This window comes from Pseudomonas fluorescens (assembly GCF_902498195.1).
In the GTDB taxonomy this organism is placed as follows: domain Bacteria; phylum Pseudomonadota; class Gammaproteobacteria; order Pseudomonadales; family Pseudomonadaceae; genus Aquipseudomonas; species Aquipseudomonas fluorescens_BU.
Window position 1 is genome coordinate 132,128 of the sequence record NZ_CABVIY010000010.1, and the last position, 20,655, is coordinate 152,782.

18 protein-coding genes are annotated in these 20,655 nt (G+C 61.1%); 5 read left to right on the forward strand and 13 right to left on the reverse strand.

What is annotated here, in order from left to right:
- Window positions 1-7: 7 nt before the first annotated feature.
- The 3 genes from F8N66_RS30260 to F8N66_RS30270 form a co-directional block, all read right to left on the reverse strand.
- Window positions 8-1,258 (reverse strand): sarcosine oxidase subunit beta, encoded by a 1,251-nt coding sequence (locus tag F8N66_RS30260; protein ID WP_007980419.1) that lies wholly within the window; start codon window positions 1,256-1,258, stop codon window positions 8-10.
- A 23-nt stretch (window positions 1,259-1,281) separates the two neighbouring features.
- A complete protein-coding gene (glyA, locus tag F8N66_RS30265; protein ID WP_150773559.1) occupies window positions 1,282-2,535 on the reverse strand; it encodes a serine hydroxymethyltransferase in 1,254 nt (417 codons plus the stop codon).
- 283 nt (window positions 2,536-2,818) lie between these two features.
- Window positions 2,819-3,562 (reverse strand): TraX family protein, encoded by a 744-nt coding sequence (locus F8N66_RS30270; protein WP_150773560.1) that lies wholly within the window; start codon window positions 3,560-3,562, stop codon window positions 2,819-2,821.
- Window positions 3,563-3,693: 131 nt separating this feature from the next.
- Here F8N66_RS30270 and F8N66_RS30275 point away from each other — a divergent pair, with 131 nt between their 5' ends.
- Entirely contained in the window at window positions 3,694-4,734 is a 1,041-nt protein-coding gene (locus F8N66_RS30275) for a low specificity L-threonine aldolase (protein WP_150773561.1), read from the forward strand.
- Between the two features lie 128 nt (window positions 4,735-4,862).
- On the opposite strand, the gene gbcB is transcribed toward F8N66_RS30275, so the two are convergent.
- Entirely contained in the window at window positions 4,863-5,963 is a 1,101-nt protein-coding gene (gene gbcB / locus F8N66_RS30280) for a glycine-betaine demethylase subunit GbcB (RefSeq protein WP_150773562.1), read from the reverse strand.
- A gap of 295 nt (window positions 5,964-6,258) precedes the next feature.
- On the opposite strand from gbcB, the gene gbcA reads away from it, so the two are divergent.
- Entirely contained in the window at window positions 6,259-7,554 is a 1,296-nt protein-coding gene (gbcA, locus tag F8N66_RS30290) for a glycine-betaine demethylase subunit GbcA (RefSeq protein WP_150773564.1), read from the forward strand.
- Between the two features lie 780 nt (window positions 7,555-8,334).
- Here gbcA and F8N66_RS30295 read toward each other — a convergent pair.
- The 9 genes from F8N66_RS30295 to F8N66_RS30335 form a co-directional block, all read right to left on the reverse strand.
- A complete protein-coding gene (locus F8N66_RS30295; RefSeq protein ID WP_412070760.1) occupies window positions 8,335-9,531 on the reverse strand; it encodes a retropepsin-like aspartic protease in 1,197 nt (398 codons plus the stop codon).
- Window positions 9,532-9,634: 103 nt separating this feature from the next.
- Window positions 9,635-10,570, reverse strand: a complete 936-nt coding sequence (locus F8N66_RS30300; protein WP_224790532.1) for an RHS repeat-associated core domain-containing protein — start codon at window positions 10,568-10,570, stop codon at window positions 9,635-9,637.
- Window positions 10,571-10,725: 155 nt separating this feature from the next.
- On the reverse strand, window positions 10,726-11,292 hold the full coding sequence (locus F8N66_RS30305; RefSeq protein ID WP_150773567.1) for a GNAT family N-acetyltransferase: 567 nt from the start codon (window positions 11,290-11,292) through the stop codon (window positions 10,726-10,728).
- A 50-nt stretch (window positions 11,293-11,342) separates the two neighbouring features.
- A complete protein-coding gene (locus F8N66_RS30310; RefSeq protein WP_150773568.1) occupies window positions 11,343-12,113 on the reverse strand; it encodes an electron transfer flavoprotein subunit beta in 771 nt (256 codons plus the stop codon).
- A gap of 15 nt (window positions 12,114-12,128) precedes the next feature.
- Window positions 12,129-13,349, reverse strand: coding sequence for an electron transfer flavoprotein subunit alpha/FixB family protein (locus tag F8N66_RS30315; RefSeq protein ID WP_150773569.1), 1,221 nt, complete (start codon window positions 13,347-13,349; stop codon window positions 12,129-12,131).
- Window positions 13,349-15,295: a dimethylglycine demethylation protein DgcB gene (gene dgcB / locus F8N66_RS30320; protein WP_150773570.1), complete on the reverse strand. Its 1,947-nt coding sequence runs from the start codon at window positions 15,293-15,295 to the stop codon at window positions 13,349-13,351. The genes F8N66_RS30315 and dgcB overlap by 1 nt, the downstream gene beginning before the upstream one ends.
- 134 nt (window positions 15,296-15,429) lie before the next feature.
- Complete coding sequence (gene dgcA / locus F8N66_RS30325; protein WP_150773571.1) at window positions 15,430-17,490, reverse strand: dimethylglycine demethylation protein DgcA; 2,061 nt, start codon at window positions 17,488-17,490, stop codon at window positions 15,430-15,432.
- Window positions 17,491-17,505: 15 nt separating this feature from the next.
- Window positions 17,506-18,036: a DUF5943 domain-containing protein gene (locus F8N66_RS30330; RefSeq protein WP_150773572.1), complete on the reverse strand. Its 531-nt coding sequence runs from the start codon at window positions 18,034-18,036 to the stop codon at window positions 17,506-17,508.
- Window positions 18,037-18,250: 214 nt separating this feature from the next.
- A complete protein-coding gene (locus tag F8N66_RS30335; RefSeq protein ID WP_150773573.1) occupies window positions 18,251-19,228 on the reverse strand; it encodes a dipeptidase in 978 nt (325 codons plus the stop codon).
- 247 nt (window positions 19,229-19,475) lie between these two features.
- On the opposite strand from F8N66_RS30335, the gene F8N66_RS30340 reads away from it, so the two are divergent.
- The 3 genes from F8N66_RS30340 (at window position 19,476) to F8N66_RS30350 (ending at window position 20,651) form a co-directional block, all read left to right on the forward strand.
- Window positions 19,476-19,877, forward strand: a complete 402-nt coding sequence (locus F8N66_RS30340; RefSeq protein WP_150773574.1) for a lysozyme inhibitor LprI family protein — start codon at window positions 19,476-19,478, stop codon at window positions 19,875-19,877.
- 212 nt (window positions 19,878-20,089) lie between these two features.
- Entirely contained in the window at window positions 20,090-20,344 is a 255-nt protein-coding gene (locus tag F8N66_RS30345; RefSeq protein WP_150773575.1) for a type II toxin-antitoxin system RelE family toxin, read from the forward strand.
- Complete coding sequence (locus F8N66_RS30350) at window positions 20,328-20,651, forward strand: helix-turn-helix domain-containing protein (RefSeq protein WP_150773576.1); 324 nt, start codon at window positions 20,328-20,330, stop codon at window positions 20,649-20,651. Before F8N66_RS30345 ends, F8N66_RS30350 begins: the two co-directional genes overlap by 17 nt.
- Window positions 20,652-20,655: the final 4 nt, after the last annotated feature.

The following is a 20,655-nucleotide window of genomic DNA, read 5'->3' on the forward strand; positions in this document are numbered from 1 at the left end:
TCTCCTGTTAGTGGGCAACCGCAGCAGCGCCGTGTTCATCGATCAACGCACCGTTGTGGAAACGGTCGATGGAGAAAGGGGCGGCCAGCGGGTGCATTTCGCCCTTGGCCAGGCTCGCGGCAAACACGTTGCCCGAACCAGGTGTTGCCTTGAAGCCGCCGGTGCCCCAACCGCAGTTGAAGAACATGTTCGGCACCGGGGTTTTCGAAATGATCGGGCAGGCATCCGGCGTGGTGTCGACGATGCCGCCCCACTGACGGTTCATGCGTACGCGCGACAGCACCGGGAACATCTCGACGATGGCCTGGATGGTGTGCTCGATCACCGGGTACGAACCACGCTGGCCGTAGCCGTTGTAGCCGTCGATACCGGCGCCGATCACCAGGTCGCCCTTGTCGGACTGGCTGATGTAACCGTGCACGGCGTTAGACATGATCACGCTGTCGATAATCGGTTTGATCGGCTCGGACACCAGCGCTTGCAGCGGGTGCGATTCGATCGGCAGGCGGAAACCGGCCAGCTTGGCCATGTGCCCGGAGTTACCGGCAGTCACCACGCCGACGCGCTTGGCGCCGATGAAGCCCTTGTTGGTTTCGACACCGATGCACACGCCGTTTTCCTTGCGGAAACCGATCACTTCGGTCTGCTGGATCAGGTCCACGCCCAGTGCGTCGGCGGCACGGGCAAAGCCCCAGGCCACGGCATCGTGACGGGCCACGCCGCCGCGACGCTGGACGGTGGCGCCCATCACCGGGTAGCGGGTGTTCTTCGAGCAGTCCAGGTACGGAATCTCGTCGGCCACTTGCTTGGCATCGAGCAGCTCGCCATCGACGCCGTTGAGGCGGTTGGCGCTGACCCGACGCTCGGAATCACGGATGTCCTGCAGGGTGTGGCACAGGTTGTAGACGCCACGCTGGGAGAACATCACGTTGTAGTTCAAGTCCTGGGACAGGCCTTCCCACAGTTTCATCGCGTGTTCGTACAGGTGCGCCGACTCGTCCCACAGGTAGTTGGAGCGAACGATGGTGGTGTTGCGCGCGGTGTTACCGCCGCCCAGCCAGCCCTTTTCGACCACGGCCACGTTAGTGATGCCGTGTTCCTTGGCCAGGTAGTAGGCGGTCGCCAGACCGTGCCCGCCACCGCCGACGATGACCACGTCGTAGACCTTTTTCGGGGTCGGCGTGCGCCACATGCGCTGCCAGTTTTCATGGTGGCTGAGGGAGTGTTTGAAGAGGCCGAAGCCTGAGTAGCGTTGCATAGTCATTTACTCCAAAACCGCACTCAGCGATAAACCGGGAAGTCTGCGCACAGTGCCGAGACTTGCTGCGCAACGTTGGCTTCGACATCGGCGTCGCCGAGGTTGTCGAGGATGTCGCAGATCCAGCCGGCCAGTGTGACGCACTGGGTCACCTTGAAGCCGCGAGTGGTCACCGCCGGGGTGCCGATGCGCAGGCCGGAGGTCACGAACGGCGACTGTGGATCGTTCGGGACAGCGTTCTTGTTCACAGTGATGTGGGCGCGGCCGAGGGCTGCGTCTGCTTCTTTGCCGGTGAGGCCCTGACGGATCAGGCTGACCAGGAACAGGTGGTTATCGGTACCGCCGGACACTACATCGTAGCCGCGTTTGATAAATACGCCGGCCATGGCCTGGGCGTTGTCGATCACTTGCTGCTGGTAGGCCTTGAAGCCAGGCTCCAGCGCTTCCTTGAAGCACACCGCCTTACCGGCGATCACGTGCATCAGCGGGCCGCCCTGGGCACCGGGGAATACCGCGGCGTTGAGCTTCTTCTCGATTTCTTCGTTGGACTTGGCCAGGATCAGGCCGCCACGCGGACCGCGCAGGGTCTTGTGGGTGGTGGTGGTCACAACGTCGGCGTACGGCAGCGGGTTCGGGTAGAGGCCGGCGGCGACCAGACCGGCCACGTGGGCCATGTCGACGAACAGCAACGCACCGACTTTGTCAGCGATCTGACGGAAGCGCGGGAAGTCGAGGGTCTTGGAGTAGGCCGAGAAACCGGCAACGATCATCTTCGGCTTGCATTCGACGGCCAGGCGCTCGACTTCGTCGTAGTTGATCAGGCCGGTGTCGGTGTCGATGCCGTACTGCACGGCGTTGTACAGCTTGCCCGAGGACGACACCTTGGCGCCGTGGGTCAGGTGACCGCCGTGGGCCAGGCTCATGCCGAGGATGGTGTCGCCGGCGTTCAGCAGGGCCAGGTACACGGCGCTGTTGGCCGAGGAGCCGGAGTGCGGCTGCACGTTGGCGTAATCGGCGCCGAACAGCTGCTTGGCGCGTTCGATGGCCAGGGCTTCAACCTTGTCGACGTGCTCGCAGCCACCGTAGTAGCGCTTGCCCGGGTAGCCTTCGGCGTATTTGTTGGTCAGGCCGCTGCCTTGCGCTTCCATCACGCGCTTGCTGGTGTAGTTCTCGGACGCGATCAGCTCGATGTGATCTTCCTGACGTTGCTCTTCGGCATTCATCGCCGCCAGCAGTGCATCGTCGTAACCCTGGATCTGGTCTTGCTTGCTGAACATCGCGTCTCTCCCAGCGGCATCTATGCGCCATTCGTCTCGGTCAGGCACTGGCGTTACGGCAGTGCCCTTTGATAGCGATGGTATGACCGAGGCAGACAGGTCAAATGCCTATGGGCGCCACGTAAAGGTGCGTTTACGACATGGCGGGAAATGGACAGGCCGAGCACGCCCGCAAGATCGCCACGATCCCCTGTGGGAGCGGGCTTGCTCGCGAAAGCGGTGGGTCAGCAACATGAATGTCGCCTGACACGCCCCCTTCGCGAGCAAGCCCGCTCCCACAGGGTCAGGCGATTGCCTGGCGAACAGCGAGCAGCACCAGGAAATGCACGGGGTACAGGGCATACGCCCAGCGCTGCATCGGCGGTGGTTTTACGCCCTGGGCATGTCGCAACAGGAACAGCCCCAGCCATGGCGCAATCAGACAAGTGGCAACGGCCGCCATCGCCACGTGATTACCCAATCGAACGGAGTAGTACAGCACCTGCCATTGATTGGCCGCCAGACAGGCCAGCCCCGCAAACAGCGCGAAATACCACGGACGCCGGATCACCAGCAGCATCGCCAGCGGCAACATCACCCCGAAGAACCCGAACATCAGCTGCTGCGCAAATACGGCCGCGAGCACCACGGCACCGACCGCCAGCAGACGCGCCGGCAGGGTCCGGTCCTGCCAGCCGCGCACCACCAGCAGACCGAGTGCCAGCGTGGGCATCACATTCAACGTGTCGGGATGAGGAATGAACATTCGGTAGGGAATTTCACTCACCGCGCTAAACAACAGCAACCAGCCCAGGTAGCGCCATTGGCCGCCGGCCGTGACCCTCTGCGCCCGCGCCAGGTTGGCCGCCATCGCCAGGCAAAACCACGGGAACGCCAGGCGCCCCGGCACGTACAGCCAATCGGCGGTGTAACCGACATAGCGCAGGTGATCGAGCACCATGCACAGCAGCGCCAGCCACTTGAGCAGGTCCAGCGCTCCATCGCGCTGTTTCAAGTGCGGCTGTGTCACGTTCATAGACACGTGCATAATTGCCCGGCATCCCAGTAGTTTTCTGACAGTGACATCCCGTGCGCGTCCCGGATGATCTTCGGTACAGTGCGCACCCTCATTGACCACGTGACGCTTCACCATAAGCGTCCCGACCACGGAAGCAGGCCATGACCGACAAGAGCCAACAATTCGCCAGCGACAACTATTCCGGCATTTGCCCTGAAGCCTGGGCCGCCATGGAACAGGCCAATCATGGCCACCAGCGCGCCTACGGTGACGACGAATGGACCGCACGCGCGTCCGACGATTTCCGCAAGCTGTTCGAAACCGACTGCGAAGTGTTCTTTGCGTTCAACGGCACCGCCGCCAACTCCCTGGCCCTGTCGTCGCTGTGCCAGAGTTACCACAGCGTGATCTGCTCGGAAACCGCCCACGTCGAAACCGACGAATGCGGCGCGCCGGAGTTCTTCTCCAACGGTTCCAAACTGCTGATCGCCCGCACTGAAAACGGCAAGCTGACGCCGGAATCGATCCGCGAAATCGCCCTCAAGCGCCAGGACATTCACTATCCGAAACCCCGCGTGGTGACCCTGACCCAGGCCACCGAAGTCGGCAGCGTCTACACCCCGGACGAAATCCGCGCCATCAGCGCCACCTGCAAAGAGCTTGGCCTGAACCTGCACATGGACGGCGCACGATTCTCCAACGCGTGCGCGTTTCTCGGCTGCTCGCCCGCCGACCTGACCTGGAAGGCCGGCGTCGATGTGCTGTGTTTTGGCGGGACGAAAAACGGCATGGCCGTGGGCGAAGCGATCCTGTTCTTCAACCACAAGCTGGCTGAAGACTTCGACTACCGCTGCAAACAGGCCGGACAGCTGGCATCGAAGATGCGCTTCCTGTCCGCACCCTGGGTCGGGATCCTGGAAAACGACGCCTGGCTCAAATACGCCCGCCACGCCAACCACTGCGCGCAGCTGCTGGCCGAGCTGGTCAGCGACATTCCGGGCGTGGAACTGATGTTTCCGGTGCAGGCCAATGGCGTGTTCCTGCAACTGTCGGAACCGGCCATCGCCGCACTGACCGCCAAGGGCTGGCGCTTCTACACCTTCATCGGCAACGGCGGCGCACGCTTCATGTGCTCGTGGGACACCGAGGAAGAGCGTGTGCGGGAATTGGCGCGGGATATTCGGGAAGTGATGTCCCACTAAAACACGGGCTCACACAACCCCTGTGGGAGTGAGCCTGCTCGCGATGACGGAATCATATCCAACATCAATGTTGGCTGATCCACCGCAATCGCGAGCAGGCTCGCTCCCACAGGTTTCTACAGCGTCTATCAGAACTCGATCCGCACGTCCCCCTTCGGCACGCTGCAGCACGACAGGATGTAGCCTTCGGCTTCGTCTTCCTCGGTGATTCCGCCGTTGTGCTCCATCTCCACTTCGCCGCCCAGTTTCAACACCTTGCAGGTGCCGCAGATGCCCATGCCGCAGGCCTTGGGGATCAGCAAACCGGCCTTGGCCGCTGCGGCGTGGACCGTCTCGCCCGGTGCCACCCGAATGCTCTTGCCAGATGCAGTGAACTCCACCTGATGCAGGTCCGCCGCGTCCACTTCCGGCGCCTCGGCCGCTTGTTCGGCGTGTTCCACCGCGTCGGCGCGGGCCTCTGGCGGAGTCGCGCCGAACGATTCCTCGTGATAACGCTTCATATCGAAGCCGGCATTTTCCAGCAGGCGCTTGACGGCGGTCATGTACGGGGTCGGACCGCAGCAGAACACTTCCCGCTCAAGGAAGTCCGGCACCATCAGTTCCAGCATCTTGTGGTTGAGGTAGCCGCGATAACCGGCCCAGGGCTCGCCCATCCCGTGCTTCTCGCAAATCAGGTGCAGGCTGAAGTTCTCGATCCGCGAGGCCATGTGCTCCAGTTCGCGGTGATAGATGATGTCCTTGGGCGAACGGGCGCTGTGGATAAACGCCATGTCGACATTGCCGTTGGTGTCGTAGAACCAGCGCGCCATGGACATGACCGGCGTGATACCGACGCCGCCGCTGAGGTAAAGCACCTTGGGCGCGGTGAAGTCCATGGCATTGAACAGCCCGACCGGCCCGTGCACCGCCAGTTCCTGGCCTTCGTGCAGGGTGTCGTGCAACCAGTTCGAGACCTTGCCGCCCGGCACACGCTTGATCGTCACCGAAAAGCTGTACGGCACCGACGGCGAGCTGGAAATGGTGTACGAACGCATGATCGGCTGGCCTTCGATCTCCAGCTCCAGGGTGACGAATTGCCCCGGCTTAAAGAAGAACATGATCGGCTGGTCGGCCATGAAGCAGAAGGTGCGCACATCCCAGGTTTCCTGGATGACTTTGACGCAACGGACGATGTGCCGACCATTGGCCCAGGTCTGGGTGGTTACCGGGTTCAGGAAGCTGTTGGACATGCTGATCTCCACGGCCGACTGTCGGCCTTCATGTTGGCGATTCTGCGTATAGCGCGGATCACCCATTTACCTATCTGCGACATTGACATGCTTATCGCGACCAGCCCCCAACGACCGGGGCTTGCGCGTCGGGAACAGATTGCACCATGTCGCCCATGGATAAGGTTCTGGCCAGCGCCGGCCCCACACTCGCTCCATACCTGGACACATTCTTTACACCTTGCGTAGCTACCCAAAGCAGTACACCTGATTAGCCACTTTCGCCGGCCACGCAGATGGCCTTGAGGATTAAACGATGGACGTCACTACTACCCTGAGCCTGGGCGATCCGCTGGAACCCGCACGCAAGGCCACCGCCCAGATGCTGCAAGAGCGCGAGCGTACCTTCTCGCTGCCGCAGCCGTTTTACTCTGACGAGCGGCTGTTTGATATCGACATGCAGGAGATTTTCCAGAAAGAGTGGTTGATCGCCGGCATGACTTGCGAGATCCCCGCCAAGGGCAACTACCTGACGCTGCAGATCGGCAAGAACCCGATCATCGTGATCCGTGGCGCCGAAGGCGTAGTGCACGCGTTCCATAACGTCTGCCGTCACCGCGGCTCGCGCCTGTGCACCAGCGACAAGGGCAAGGTCGCCAAACTGGTCTGCCACTATCACCAGTGGACCTACGAGCTGGACGGTCGCCTGCTGTTCGCCGGCACCGAGATGGGCGACGACTTCGACATGAAGCAGTACGGCCTGAAACCGGTGAACGTGAAGACCGCTGGTGGCTACATCTTCATCAGCCTGGCGGAAAACCCGCCGGCCATCGATGACTTCCTGTCGACGCTCAACCATTACATGGAACCGTACGACATGGAGAACACCAAGGTGGCGATCACCACCACCTTGATGGAAAAGGCCAACTGGAAGCTGGTGCTGGAAAACAACCGCGAGTGCTACCACTGCAACGCGTCGCACCCGGAACTGCTGAAAACCCTGCTGGAATGGGACGACGTCACCGACCCGCGCGCCGATCAGGCGTTCAAGGACCACGTCGCCGCCTCCGCCGCGTCCTGGGAAGCCGAGAAGATCCCTTACGCCCACGCCAGCTTCGGCCTGCGCAACCGCATCGTGCGCATGCCGCTGCTCAAGGGCACCGTTTCCATGACCATCGACGGCAAACAGGGCTGCGCCAAGCTCATGGGCCGCATCAAGAACCCGGACCTGGGCTCGATGCGCATCCTGCACCTGCCGCACTCCTGGAACCACTGCATGGGCGACCACATCATCGTGTTCACCGTGTGGCCGATCAGCGCCAAGGAAACCATGGTCACCACCAAGTGGATCGTCCACAAGGACGCCGTCGAAGGCGTGGACTACGACGTGGACCGCATGCGCCAGGTGTGGGACGCCACCAACGACCAGGATCGTCGCCTGGCCGAAGAAAACCAGCGCGGGATCAACTCCACCGCGTACCAGCCGGGGCCTTACTCCAAGACCTATGAGTTTGGTGTGGTGAACTTTGTGGATTGGTACAGCGAGCGTCTGCTGAGCAACCTGGGCGCCGAACCTGCGCCGTATCTCAAGGGCGTTCCGGTTCAGGGCTAACGCCACCGCCCACCTGTAGGAGCGAGCATGCTCGCGATGAACCTGAGAACACCGCTGGGTGCCAGGTTGCCAACGTTATCGTTGACGTCCATCGCGAGCATGCTCGCTCCTACAGTGCTGTGTTCGCGCCCTCCCCTTTAGCACTGTACGAAATATGATCTATTCCGTTCAGCGCTATGCCCCGCAAGGCTCCCAGCCTTCCGCAAACAAGTTATCCACACCTCCACCCACAGCAAATGGGGACAACTGTGGAAAGCCTGCCAACTTTCTCCACAGAAACTGAAGAAAATCCGTGACTTATTCATAAGTACAGATCTGGACGAGGCGTGGTCATTTATTGATCAAACCGCTGAACATCAGACAGTCCGTGGCGTACAGCGGATGGCAAACACCTTATCCACAGAAGCGCCAACAGAGTTTGGGGGCAACTTTTCCACCGCTGTGGAAAACCGCTGAAAGCCGCGAAAAATGCGGGTTAAGGTACTGCTCAGCGCCGGAAAGCGCCTGATTGATCATTTTCTGATCAATGCTTCGAAAGCCACGGTTCATAAGGGCTGTAGCTTTAAGCGAACATCTTATCCACAGAAGCGCCAACAGAGATTGGGGGCAAGTCCTGTACTTATCCTCTGAAAAAACCCAGGAAAAACCGCAGCTTAGGCTGGTTGTTTTTTGAACTGGGGGCTACAGACGCCAGTTTGCATGGGCTGCAGCAAGGGACGAACACGTTATCCACAGAGGCGCTAACAGGGATTGTGGGTAAACACGTCAAAAGGGCCAGACTTATCCCGTCTTGTTCAAACACGACCGCCCCGCCTCGATATCCAGCGTCAACTCAAAATCATCAAACGCACGCCACCCCAGCAAAATGGACGGCACGTATCGCCCTGACACCCACGACGGCGGAATGGTGAAGCCTGGATAGAACTTGTAGGTGATCGACAGGCTATGGCCCGGCAGGGTCAGCTTCCCTTTGAAGGATTGATAACGCTGTGTATCGGCGGTGTTCGGGGGAGAGTGGCCAGGGGTCAACACCTGGACGACATTGACCTGCTCGCCCGGCAACGCCGAGGTCAGGTAGTCGACATTGCCGGTATCGACAATCGCCTGCGTCGCCCGGTTATCCAGGCGGGCGGCGACGGTCAGGCGTTGGTTGAGGTCCATGCGGGTGTAGACGATCGGTGATTCGCATCGTGGGGCGGGCGGTGGGTTGAACTCCAGGGTTTTGCGGGTGATTTTCAGCCGCCCCAGCTTGCTGATCAGGTCCAGCCCCAGCAGGTTGTCCCGATCGCTGACAAATACCAGCACGTTGCGCAGTTCACTGCCACCGATCTTGATCGACTCAAGAACCCCAAGCCGCGCGGACAGGTCGCTCTCGCCATAAAACGTGCTGTAGGTGTAGTGGGAGTCGGTCAGCAACCTGATCCCCATCAGCTTCGCGGTGTCTTGATTGACCCGGGTCTGCGGGGCACCGGTGTCGAGGACGAAGCGTGCCGCATGACCATTGCCCGCCTCAATGTCGACGAAGGGCAGGACCTCTTGGGCAATGAAAAAATCGCTGGCATACGGATGGATCCTCAGCACTTCGCGGCGCGAGGTTCTTTTCACCGTGAAATCCCCGGTCGCCCGCAGCGTCGAGAGAGACTGGTCGCCGAACATGGAAAACAGGACGTTGAGTTCTGGATCGGCCTCGATGGCCCGGGCGTGTTTGCGCTTGATCGACAGATAATAATCAGGCAGTTGGTTGGCGGCCTTGGTCTCGAACATTCGGGCGAGAACCGACACGGAGCAATTGAGGTTTTTCCCGGCATCCAGCACCTTGTCACACTGCTGTCGTAACTGTGCAATGGACGCTGTTTGCCCCGGCCCGGATTCGACCCAACGATAGAAATCGATCTCCGGGGAGTTCGATCGGGTGGCTGCCGTCAAGCTCGTGGACACGAGCGCAGCGAGGGCCAAGGCCAGCGTGAACGCTTTCATAGTCAACCCATTCATAAAAACGAGTTTTATGAGTAAGCGCTGAACGTCAAAAAGCTCCCCGACAGTCCCTTAACCTTCAAGCAGCGCACAGGAAAACTATAGCTCAGAGTCTTGTAGTTTCTTGCCCATTCCTGATCTCCCGAGCTTGATCTGGAAGAGCTGCGCCAACGCTGGAAGTCGACAACCGTGATTCTACGACAATGTCCTCCAATGGCATTTCAGGAGCTGCCCTGCCAGGCACTTGACCGGGTGCTTGCCCGCGTAGCAGGTTCCACCCACTGGCCTCTTTGGTTGCTTCCCAAAGCACGCGTCCTCTCGACTGCCCAGCCTCAGCTGCTGCCTTCATCCATGTCTGAGCCGGAGCGATACCCTGCAAGACGGCACCCGCCGTCGACGCCACTTGAGTGCCAACCGTTGCCAGGTTCGAGCCAAGTGGCAGTGCAACCGGCATTGGCGCAACCACAGCCGCAGGCAGCCCAGCGGCACGGGCCGGGATACCTAATGTGCTTGCCCAAAAACTCAATGTATTACCCACCCGGGTGAGCGTCGCCTGAGGTGTGCCTGCCACGATTGCCGCCGCAGATCTATTGACTGCCGCTGCGGCAAAACTGAAGTTATTCGCAAAGGCAACAACACTTCCAACTAGTGCAACCCAAAACCGTCCCGATGGATCGACGCGGCCCACAGGGCAGCCCGAGCAATACGCATAGGCATTCAGCCCCCCCTTGCCAAACGGGCTCAACCGATCCGGGCTGTGAAACCGCATGAGCATTGGGTTATAGACCCGATGCCCCTGGCCCAGGTGATACCACCCGGTTGAGCGTTCCTTGAGTTGCCCATTGAAGCCCGGATGCGTCATGGCCTGCCGTGGGCCGCTTTGCAAGCCGTAAGGGGAATAGGCGAACGGGTCGAGTCGACTGCCGTCCAGTTCGGCGAGAATGCTTTGCTGAAAGTCGGGCGCCAGCAACACGGTTCGGGAAAGTCGCTGCTGCGCCGAAGAAGGCTGCTTCGCTCGTTGATTCGCGCGCGAATTGGGCATTGGCGGTCTCCTGGATGAAACCTGAACGACCCGCTGCGGCATGCCCGATTCAGCGCTTGAACCACTGACGGACCCGGCTGGCGAGCGCAGGTATTGATAGATCAATACCCTAACAAACCGCCGTTAAAGCCGACACTATCAGTTCTGATAGTCAGCTACGGCCGATACATCAGGTAAGCCTCACCCGTCACCCGAATCATCGGATGTGGCGTGACCTGGCAGGTATCGACGATGCGAAAGCCATGGCGTTCGTAGAAACGCCGGGCGCCGCTGTTGGCGGCGTAGTCGATCAGGCTCAGGCCATTGAGCCCCAGCTGATTGGCGCGGTCGTAGGCGTACGCGAGGAAGACCTTGCCCAGGCCCTGGTTGCGCCAGTCCTCGTGCAGCGCCAGGCTGGAAATGTAGAGGGTGTCGGGAATTTCCATCGTGGCGTAGGGCGCCAGCACCGGGTCGGTCACCGGCACGGCGAACGGGTCGTGACGCATGACATAGCTGTGCATCATGCCGATGACCTGGCCATCCGCCTCGGCGATCAGGCAGTTCTGCCAGGAGAAATCCACATCGTCACGGGCGTAGCGCAGGGCGCCGACCTCCAGCAGGTCCTGGCCGGGCTCTGCCAGCTGGCTCCAGATGTAATCTGCAGCGCCTTCGGATGAAATCTGGAACAACCGGGCAATCTCGCGCGCATCCGCGCGGACCGCCGAACGAAACTCAACTGGCATTATTTTTCCCTGTGAGAACCTGCTCGCGAATACAGCCCCTACAAAGAGCGTCAGCGAACCACGCCTTCTTCGATCAGAAGTTTGAGGATCGCCTCAGCCCCAGCTTGCGCGGTAACGCCCTTGAGCACTTGTCCGCCTCCGCCACTGGCTTTCGCCGTTGCGGCTTTCATACGATCGGCGCCGCTCTTGGCCTTGATCACCTTCAGGCGTTTTGGCCGCGGCTTGGCCGGTTGCAGGGTGGCGACCGCCAGCAATTCATCGTCGACCACCTCCACCTCATCGGCCTGCAACACCCCGCGCCGGGCCGGGCCGTAGGCGCTCTGCCGTGGCTTGGGTGCGGCGTTATCCACAGTCGCCAGGAACGGCAGCCGTACTTTCAAACGACGACGCTGGCCACGGGGCAACGCTTGCAGCACCAGCGCCGAACCACCGTCGATGGATTCGACCTGCGCCAGCCCCACCACCAGCGGCCAGCCCAGGCTTTCGGCCAGCAGGAACGGCAACATGCCCGAACCTTCGCCGGTTTCCGCCTGGCTGCCAGTCAGCACCAACTGCGCGCCGGCATCGCGCAAGTAGGCGGTCAGGGCCGGCAAGGCGTCGGCCCCCTCCGGTTGCTCCAGCACGTGCAGCTGCTCAAGGCCCATGCCCAGGTACGCCCGCAACGCCGGCTCGGCGACATCGCCGGCATGCAGCACTTGCAAGTTATCCCCAGCCAGTTGCAGACCCAGTTCCACCGCCCGCGCATCCTGTTCCGCACGACGTGGCCGGCCGGAGGTCGGGTGGGCGCCGATGGACACCAGGCTGATGATTTTCGTGCTCATAACCCTTTCCTTCCCTTAAGCCGCATCGCGCTTGGCGTCGTTGCGGTAAGCCGCTACCGCATCGATCAAGGCTTGAAGAATCCCGGCGCTCTCGCCGATCACCGACAGGTCGGCCCGTTTGATCATGTCGCAACCAGGGTCGAGGTTGATCGCCACCACCTTGTCGCAGGCACCGATGCCTTGCAGGTGCTGGATCGCCCCGGAAATCCCCACCGCCACGTAGACCCGCGCGGTGACCCAGGTGCCGGACGCGCCGACCTGACGGTCGCGGGCCATGAAGCCATCGTCCACCGCCACCCGCGATGCGCCCTCGGTCGCGCCGAGCGCGGCAGCGGTCTGGTGGAACAGTGCCCAATCCTTGACCCCGTTGCCACCGGAGAAGATGAACTCGGCCTCGGCCATGGGAATCGCCGCCGGGTCCACCGCCACCGCACCCAGGTCCTCGATGCGCGAGAGGCTGCGTGCCACGCTTGTGGATAACTCCACCGGCAGGGCTTCGTGACGGGTTTCGCTGACTGGTTCTGCGCATTCGACGGCGGCCAGGATCAAGCGTGCAAGCGGGCGTGCCAGGTCTTGCAAGCCAGCACCGGCGCGGCCGATGCATTCCTGGTCCTTGACCTGCCAGACCCGCGTGGCCGGGCGTTCGCCGAGGGCCGCGGCAAAGCGTCGTCCGAGTTCGCCGCCTCCGCTGCGACTGTCCGGCAGCAACCAGTGACGCGGGCTGAACTGGTTATCCACAGCCCGCAGCCCCTGTACACGCTGCTCCGGTGCATAACCGCTGAACGCTTCGCCTTCCAGCACCAGCAGGCGATCGACGCCGGCGCTGGCAAACGCGCTTTCCTTGTGTTCACCAAAGACCACGGCCAGTACCGCGCCGTCCGCGCCGGCCAGTTGATGGGCCAGGCCCAGCAAATCCTTGTCGTGGCTGCTCAGGCGGCCGCCGACCATGTCCGGCACCACGCAGATGTAAAACGCTGGTGCAGGCACTTGATGCAGCGGCAATTGCACTTCAACGGCGGCCGAGCGCTTGCTCGATCCGCCCTGCTGAGCGCCGCTGCGGTCGATGCGCTTGATGCCATTGGGGCCGATAAAACCGATGCCATGGGGATTTTTGCGGATGACGCCATTGGGCCCCATCCAGCTGTGTTGCACCGGTTGCATCGCCGCGTGCAGCGGGTGCAAACGGTTACGGGCGATCCATTCGGCGCGTGGGTCGCGGCGGATAATGTCGCTCATCAGTGCACCTCCGCAGGTTCGCGTTTGACCGGTGTGGTTTTGCTCGGTGCTTCGTCTTCCAGCAGCGCATCGGCCACCAGCTCGGCGATGTCCTTGATCAGCGGTCGTGGTTCAACCACGCCTTCGAGCATCGCGGTGCACTGCGGGCAGCCCACGGCCACCAGTTCGGCGCCCGTCTCGCGGATGTCTTCCATGCGCATGTCGGGAATCCGTTGCTTGCCCGGAATGTCGGTGATCGGCGCCCCGCCGCCACCGCCGCAGCAGCGCGAACGGAAGCCTGAGCGTTGCATTTCCTTGACCTCGATCCCGAGCGCGCGCAGCACCTCGCGCGGCGCCTCGTACTCGCCGTTGTAGCGACCGAGGTAGCACGGGTCGTGATAGGTCACGCTGTTGCCTTTGTGCTGGCCGAGATTGAGCGCGCCGGCGCCGATGATTTCGGCCATGTAGGTGCTGTGGTGTTGCACCAGGTAGTTGCCGTCGAAGGCGCCGTATTCGTTTTTCAGCACGTGGAAGCTGTGCGGGTCGCAGGTGACGATGCGGTTGAAGCTGTACTTGGCCAGGGTCTGGATGTTGCGCTTGGCCAGCAACTGGAAGGTCGCTTCGTCACCCAGGCGTCGGGCCACGTCACCGCTGTCGCGCTCTTCCAGGCCCAGCACCGCGAAGTCGATTTTCGCCGCTTTCAGCACTTTGACGAAGGCGCGCAAGGTGCGCTGGTTGCGCATGTCAAAGGCACCGTCGCCGACCCAGAACAGCACGTCGACCGACTTCTTCTCGCTCATCAGATTCAGGTTCAAGTCCGCCGCCCAGTTCATCCGCCCGCCCGGTGCGAAACCGCCCGGGTTGTCGGTGGCGATCAGGTTTTCCAGGACTTCGGCGCCCTTGTTCGGGGTCGCGCCTTTTTCCAGGGTCAGGTGGCGACGCATGTCGACGATGGCATCGACGTGCTCGATCATCATCGGGCATTCCTCGACGCACGCGCGGCAGGTGGTGCACGACCACAGGGTCTCGGCATCCACCAGACCGTTGACGATCGGTTGATGCGGATTGCCGGCGTGCTCGCCAATGGCCTTGCCTGGATAAGGGCTACCGGCGAATTTGGCATCGGTGCCGCCGGCCAGGCCGACGACCATGTCCTGAATCAGTTTTTTCGGGTTCAGCGGCTGGCCGGCGGCGAACGCCGGGCACGCGGCCTCGCATTTACCGCACTGCACGCAGGCATCGAAGCCGAGCAACTGGTTCCAGGTGAAATCCTTGGGTTTTTCCACGCCCAGCGGCGCGGTCGGGTCTTGCAGATCCAGCGGTTTCAAACCGGTGGAACGTCCGCCGCCAAAGCGCTCGGCGCGACGGTGCCAGGCCAGGTGCAGGGCACCGGCAAAGGCGTGCTTCATCGGCCCGCCCCAGGTCATGCCGAAGAACAGCTCGGACACGCCCCACAGCACGCCAACCCCGAGGATCACCGCCAACAGCCAGCCACCGAAGTTTTCCGGCAGGATGCCCGCCACTGGCAGGGTCAGCAGGAAGAACGATGCCGAGAACGCCAGCAGGCTTTTCGGCAGGCGCATCCACGGGCCTTTCGACAGGCGCGAAGGCGGGTTGCGACGACGCAGGTACACGAAGATCGCGCCGACGAACATCACCGCCGTCATCAGCAACAGTGCATAACCGAGCAAGCGGTTATGCAGGCCGAAACCATGCACCAGGATCGCCAGCACGATGGACGCCACCGCGCCACCCGCCGTGGCGACGTGGGTGTTGGCAATGTATTTGTCCCGCGCCACCACGTGGTGCAGATCGACCATGTAGCGCTTGGGCATGGCGAACAGGCCGCCAATCAGGTCGACCTTCGAGGCCCGGCCCCGGCGCCACATGTTTATCCGTCGCAATGCGCCGAGAGCCGCGAGGCCCAGGGCAGCAAAGATCAGAATGGGAAGAAGGGTGTTGAGCATGGTGAAGCTCCCAAAGACCGCGGGGTCTCATGTGGGAGCGGGCTTGCTCGCGAATCAGGCGACGCGGTGTATCAGGTGTACCGCGTTATCGTTCTTCGCGAGCAAGCCCGCTCCCACATTGGTTCGGTGTGATTTTAGAAATCCTTGCACAGCCGCAGCGCGTCGTAGATCGCCGCGTGTACGTTGCGCTGGGCCACGCAGTCGCCGATGCGGAACAGCAGGTAGCCGTCACCGCTCTGTTCCAGGCAAGGTTGCGGCTTGATCGCGAACAGGGCTTCGACGTCGATCTGGCCTTTGTTGCGCGAGCCTTCCTTCATCGCGTAGTAGATTTCTTCGTCCGGGCGCACGCCGTTTTCGATGACCACCTGGTCCACCACCCGCTCCTCTTTGGCGCCGGTGTATTCGTTTTCCAGCACCGCCACCAGCTTGTCGCCTTCGCGGTAGACCTTCTCCAGCATCATGTCGCCGGTCATGATCACTTCTTTCGGGTACATGCTGCGGTAGTAAGTCGGGAACGACGTACCGCCGATCGCCACGCCGGGCTTGATGTCGTCGGTGACGATCTCGACCTGGCTGCCCTTGTCGGCAATGAAGTCAGCGGTCGACATGCCGGTGAATTCGCAAATGGTGTCGTAGACCAGCACGTTCTTGCCCGGTGCCACCTTGCCATCGAGGATGTCCCAGCTGCTGACGACCAGGCCTTCAGCCGCGCCCCAGTGTTCGTTCTGCTCGATGAACGGGTGCCCGCCCACCGCCAGCACCACCACATCCGGACGCAGGTCCATGATGGTCGGCGCATCCGCCGCCGTGCCCAGGCGCAGGTCGACTTTCAACCGAGCCAGCTCCAGCTGATACCAGCGGGTGATACCGGCGATCTGGTCACGCTGCGGCGCTTTGGACGCCGTGGTGATCTGCCCGCCGATGAATTCCTTCTTCTCGAACAGCGTCACGTCGTGACCACGCTCGGCGGCAACGCGGGCGGCTTCCATCCCCGCAGGACCGGCACCGACCACCACCACTTTGCGTTTTACTCCGGTGGTTTTTTCGATGATGTGCGGCAGGCCCATGTATTCACGGGAAGTCGCCGCGTTCTGGATGCACAACACATCCAGGCCCTGGTACTGACGGTCGATGCAGTAGTTGGCGCCGACGCACTGCTTGATCTGGTCGATCTGCCCCATCTTGATCTTGGCGATCAGGTGCGGGTCGGCGATGTGCGCGCGGGTCATGCCGACCATGTCGACGTAACCGCCTTCCAGAATACGGGTCGCCTGGTTCGGGTCCTTGATGTTCTGCGCGTGCAGCACCGGAACCTTGACCACTTCCTTGATACCGGCGGCCAGGTGCAGGAACGGCTCCGGCGGATAACTCATGTTCGGGATCACGTTGGCCAGGGTGTTGTGGGTGTCGCAACCCGAGCCCACGACGCCGAGGAAATCGAGCATGCCGGTGTCGTCGTAATATTTGGCGATCTGTTTCATGTCTTCGTGGGACAGACCATCCGGGTGGAACTCGTCACCGCAGATACGCATGCCCACGCAGAAATCGTCACCGACCTCGGCGCGCACGGCTTTCAAGACTTCCAGGCCAAACTTCATGCGGCCTTCAAAGGTACCGCCCCATTCGTCGGTACGCTTGTTGACCCGCGGGCTCCAGAACTGGTCGATCATGTGCTGGTGCACGGCGGACAGTTCGACACCGTCCAGGCCACCGGCCTTGGCGCGGCGTGCCGCTTGCGCGTAGTTGCCGATCACCCGCCAGATTTCTTCCGGCTCGATGGTCTTGCAGGTGGCGCGATGCACCGGCTCGCGTACGCCGGACGGCGACATCAGCGTCGGCCAGTTGAAGCCGTCCCAGCGCGAGCGACGGCCCATGTGGGTAATCTGGATCATGATCTTGGCGCCGTGCTTGTGCATGGCGTCGGCCAGATTCTGGAAATGCGGAATGATGCGGTCGGTGGACAGGTTCACCGAACTCCACCATTCCTGCGGGCTGTCGATCGCCACCACGGACGAACCGCCGCAGATCGCCAGGCCGATCCCGCCCTTGGCCTTCTCTTCGTAATACTTGACGTACCGGTCGGTGGTCATGCCGCCGTCGGTCGCGTAGACCTCGGCGTGCGCGGTGCTGAGCACGCGGTTACGGATGGTCAGTTTGCCGATCTGGATCGGCTGGAACATTGCTTCGAAAGCCATGGCGGGTTCCTCGACTTACAACGGCTTGACGGTGAACAAGCCGTCTTCGTGGCCCTCTTCGGAGCCACCGTAGACTTGCTCTGCCACGGTGCGGATCTTGCTGCCGCGAGCGGCGAGGATCTGGTCCATCGCGCCGGCGAACCAGCCAGTGAACATGTAGTCGACCTTGCGCCCGACCTTGCCGTACACGTAGACGAACGCGGAGTGTTCGAGCTTGACGCTGCAAGTGCCTTTGTCGAGGTCGATGTCCTGGATCTTGAACAGGCCCCAGCCGCGCTGCGACAGGCGCTTCATGTAGTGCTCGAACACCGCGACGCCTTCCAGGCCGTGGCATTCGGCTTCTTTTTCACACCAGTGCCAGGCGGACTTGTAGCCAGCCTTGTAGAGAATCTCGGCATAGGCGTCGGTGCCCAGCACTTCCTCGATGCCCATGTGGTTGTTGACGAAGAAATGGCGCGGCACGTACAGCATCGGCAGGGCGTCGGAGGTCCAGACACCGGTTTCGCTGTCGACTTCGATAGGCAATTGCGGGGCGATCTTGGCCATGGAAACTTAACTCCAGAAAAATTCGTGGTCGATGCTTAGCAAAGCTTTTGCTTTGCTCTTATAAAAAAGCTGTATGAATGACTTTGGAGCCGTAGCGAGCACGTCGAGAGCAAGGAAGGACCGGAGCGACAAGCGAGACAGTACGGGACGTACGGCGAGTTTGGCGCGAGGACCTGACGCAGCTATCGGCGAGCGGAGTAGGCTCCAGAGTTATTCATTCGCCCCAGACGTCCTTGAGGACGCTCACCCAGTTCTCGCCCATGATCTTGCGCACCACGCGCTCGGAGTGGCCGCGCTTGAGCAGGGTTTCGGTCAGGTTCGGGAACTCGCCGACGGTGCGGATGCCCAGCGGGTTGATGATCTTGCCGAAGCTGGTCAGGCGGCGGGCGTAGCCCTTGTCGTGGGTCAGGTATTCGAAGAAGTCCTGGCCGTGACCCTGGGTGAAGTCGGTGCCGATACCGATGGAGTCTTCGCCGACGATGTTGAGGGTGTATTCAATAGCTTCGGCGTAGTCGTCGATGGTCGAATCGATGCCCTTGGCCAGGAACGGCGCGAACATGGTCACACCGACGAAACCGCCGTGGTCGGCGATGAACTTCAACTCTTCATCGGACTTGTTGCGCGGGTGCTCTTTGAGGCCCGATGGCAGGCAGTGGGAGTAGCACACCGGCTTTTTCGATTCGAGAATGACTTCTTCGGAGGTCTTGGAACCGACGTGGGACAGGTCGCACATCACGCCAACGCGGTTCATCTCGGCGACGATCTCGCGACCGAAGCCCGACAGGCCGCCATCGCGCTCGTAGCAGCCGGTGCCCACCAGGTTCTGGGTGTTGTAGCACATCTGCACGATACCGACGCCGAGCTGCTTGAACACCTCGACATAGCCGATCTGGTCTTCAAAGGCGTGGGCATTCTGGAAGCCGAAGAGGATGCCGGTCTTGCCCTGCTCCTTGGCCTTGCGGATGTCGGCGGTGGTGCGCACCGGAATCACCAGGTCGCTGTTCTCGCGGATCAGTTTCTGGCTGGCGGCAATGTTGTTGACGGTGGCCTGGAAGCCTTCCCACACCGACACGGTGCAGTTGGCCGCGGTCAGACCGCCCTTGCGCATGTCTTCAAACAGCTCGCGGTTCCACTTGGCAATAATCAGCCCGTCGATAACGATGCTGTCGGCGTGCAATTCGGCTGGGCTCATCAGGCTGTCCCCTATTAGCGATTCATGCGCCGAATCGTGTGCCGGCGCTTTGGGGCCAGCATATGCCTCGGTGCCTTGGCGACCGGGTGCAAAAACGACAGGGGAATTGCCGAAAGCGTCAATCCGCGACAAAGGGTCGTCGCCGGGCACAATTGGCGACCTGTTCAAGGCCGCGCGCTTGGGCCAGAATTCGCCGCATCACGAGAATACCCACTGGTCTTTACGGGAAAAGAAGGCGGCGACATCAATGAAATCGATCATTCTGGCACTGGCACTGATTGCAACCGGCGTACACGCAGCGGAAGAAGCGGACGACAACCCCTGCGACAAGGTCGAAAACGACGTCCAGACCCTGGAGTGCTCCGCCTTCAGCAAAACCACCGCCGAAGACCTGCTGAGCGAAAACTACAAAAGCCTGACCGAGCGCATGCAGTCGCTCTACGGCAAGAACAAGGCGCAATTGGACGACATCACCGCCAAAATCAAAGCCTCCCAACAGCAATGGCTGAAAACCCGCGACGCCGACTGCGCCGTCGAAGCCTTCCCGGCCACCGCTGGCAGCAAGGCGTTCACCATTGCGCTGAATGATTGTGTGGCGCGGGTGAGTGATGAGCGGTCGGAGTTTTTGGAGTCGATTGGGCAGGAGTAGCATTTCTCCCCTGCAGGATGCGGGCACACTAGCCCGCTTCCCTCCTTAAAAAATACTGTTTCCTACACAGCTCGCTGATCCAGCCTACAGCCCTGGCAACACCTTGGAGCTGACCCTGCTAGCCGCGCAATATCCCGACATGGTTCGTTAATTGGCCGGTGGAAAAATATAAGTAAAGATTAGCAAATCTTATAAAAGACTTATATTCTTCCATGAACAGTATCCACTGGACTCGAAAAGCCGTTAAGCAACTTCTGAAATTGCATTCTGCCCATCAGGTCCAGGTCCGTGATGCCGTCACGATTCTGGCCAACATGCCTGATGTGGGGAATGTCAAAGCACTGGTTGCCCACGATTACGCCTACCGCCTGAGAGTCGGCAATTATCGGATCATGTTCGACTGGGATGGCGCAATAAAAGTGGTCAGTATTCAAGAGGTCAAAAAACGCGATGAACGCACCTACTGACGTTCAAATCATCAATGACGCAGATGGAAAACCTGCCTTTGTGGTCATTCCCTATGCCCAGTATTTGGCACAGAAGATTGAGCCCGATCTGATTCCCCACGAGGTGGTCAGTCGCATTGTCGATGGCGCAACACCGATCCGCGCATGGCGCGAACACTTGAACCTTACACAGGATGAAGTGGCCAAACGCATGGGTATCACTCAACCGGCCTTCGCCCAGCAGGAAACCGTTTCAAAGCCCCGGAAGGCGACTCGCGAAAAAATAGCAGCGGCGTTTGGTATTACCGCTAATCAACTTGAGCTTTAGGCTG

Excerpts from the sequence above, each read along its gene's own strand:
- F8N66_RS30260 (WP_007980419.1), bottom strand. The coding sequence starts at position 1,258 with ATGCAACGCTACTCAGGCTTCGGCCTCTTCAAACACTCCCTCAGCCAC.
- glyA (WP_150773559.1), bottom strand. The coding sequence starts at position 2,535 with ATGTTCAGCAAGCAAGACCAGATCCAGGGTTACGACGATGCACTGCTG.
- F8N66_RS30270 (WP_150773560.1), bottom strand. The coding sequence starts at position 3,562 with ATGCACGTGTCTATGAACGTGACACAGCCGCACTTGAAACAGCGCGAT.
- F8N66_RS30275 (WP_150773561.1), top strand. The coding sequence starts at position 3,694 with ATGACCGACAAGAGCCAACAATTCGCCAGCGACAACTATTCCGGCATT.
- gbcB (WP_150773562.1), bottom strand. The coding sequence starts at position 5,963 with ATGTCCAACAGCTTCCTGAACCCGGTAACCACCCAGACCTGGGCCAAT.
- gbcA (WP_150773564.1), top strand. The coding sequence starts at position 6,259 with ATGGACGTCACTACTACCCTGAGCCTGGGCGATCCGCTGGAACCCGCA.
- F8N66_RS30295 (WP_412070760.1), bottom strand. The coding sequence starts at position 9,531 with ATGAAAGCGTTCACGCTGGCCTTGGCCCTCGCTGCGCTCGTGTCCACG.
- F8N66_RS30300 (WP_224790532.1), bottom strand. The coding sequence starts at position 10,570 with ATGCCCAATTCGCGCGCGAATCAACGAGCGAAGCAGCCTTCTTCGGCG.
- F8N66_RS30305 (WP_150773567.1), bottom strand. The coding sequence starts at position 11,292 with ATGCCAGTTGAGTTTCGTTCGGCGGTCCGCGCGGATGCGCGCGAGATT.
- F8N66_RS30310 (WP_150773568.1), bottom strand. The coding sequence starts at position 12,113 with ATGAGCACGAAAATCATCAGCCTGGTGTCCATCGGCGCCCACCCGACC.
- F8N66_RS30315 (WP_150773569.1), bottom strand. The coding sequence starts at position 13,349 with ATGAGCGACATTATCCGCCGCGACCCACGCGCCGAATGGATCGCCCGT.
- dgcB (WP_150773570.1), bottom strand. The coding sequence starts at position 15,295 with ATGCTCAACACCCTTCTTCCCATTCTGATCTTTGCTGCCCTGGGCCTC.
- dgcA (WP_150773571.1), bottom strand. The coding sequence starts at position 17,490 with ATGGCTTTCGAAGCAATGTTCCAGCCGATCCAGATCGGCAAACTGACC.
- F8N66_RS30330 (WP_150773572.1), bottom strand. The coding sequence starts at position 18,036 with ATGGCCAAGATCGCCCCGCAATTGCCTATCGAAGTCGACAGCGAAACC.
- F8N66_RS30335 (WP_150773573.1), bottom strand. The coding sequence starts at position 19,228 with ATGAGCCCAGCCGAATTGCACGCCGACAGCATCGTTATCGACGGGCTG.
- F8N66_RS30340 (WP_150773574.1), top strand. The coding sequence starts at position 19,476 with ATGAAATCGATCATTCTGGCACTGGCACTGATTGCAACCGGCGTACAC.
- F8N66_RS30345 (WP_150773575.1), top strand. The coding sequence starts at position 20,090 with ATGAACAGTATCCACTGGACTCGAAAAGCCGTTAAGCAACTTCTGAAA.
- F8N66_RS30350 (WP_150773576.1), top strand. The coding sequence starts at position 20,328 with ATGAACGCACCTACTGACGTTCAAATCATCAATGACGCAGATGGAAAA.